Annotated in this window: 1 protein-coding gene; it reads right to left on the bottom strand. The window is 42.1% G+C overall.

Annotated features, from left to right (window positions below):
• Positions 1–44 precede the first annotated feature (44 nt).
• On the bottom strand, positions 45–606 hold a 562-nt coding region (locus AC3G7N_RS21705), incomplete at its 5' end, for an adenine deaminase C-terminal domain-containing protein (RefSeq protein ID WP_489424202.1).

Genomic DNA, 606 nt, shown 5'->3' with positions numbered 1-606 from the left:
CGCCAGTCTGTCTAGGTGAACAGCGCCACCGCCTTTCCTTAATGCTACCGCATGATTGCTGGGAAGAGTACTTCTCTTTTCTTTACGTCAACAATTCCGCGCTGGGTAACGCGAATAAACGGCAAATGAGTAGCTGATAAAAATAATATGGAATAGACTGGATCACTGTATGGATATCCATGCTCTTTTAAAATTAGTTTCAGCTCTTTTTCCTTAGCAATTAAATCATCCATTTTGCCATCAAACATAATACCGGATAACGGAAGGGGAAGTTCAAAGATGATTTCGCCGTCATGGGCAACAACGATTCCCCCGCCAAGCTCATGCAGCCTTGCTGATGCGAGTAAAATATCCTGTTTATTTTTACCAATAAAGACAATATCCCCCGTTGTGGAATAGGTACTTGCGATAGCTCCAAGTTCTTTGGTAAACCCGCGCAAGGTTGTATTCACTCGCCATTTGCCGTTTCGGTCAATCAGTAACAGAAATGCATCGTTGTTCATGATTGGCAATTGATTAAGCGTAACGTCAGTCTTAATTGCGTATGGCTTCATGATCACATCATTAATCATATCCAGTCCGATTGGTATTGAAAATTGCAGATCG

The sequence above is a fragment of the Virgibacillus carmonensis genome (genome assembly GCF_057836705.1).
Note: the sequence above shows the minus strand (reverse complement) of the source record. Positions and strands in the feature narration are given on the sequence as shown.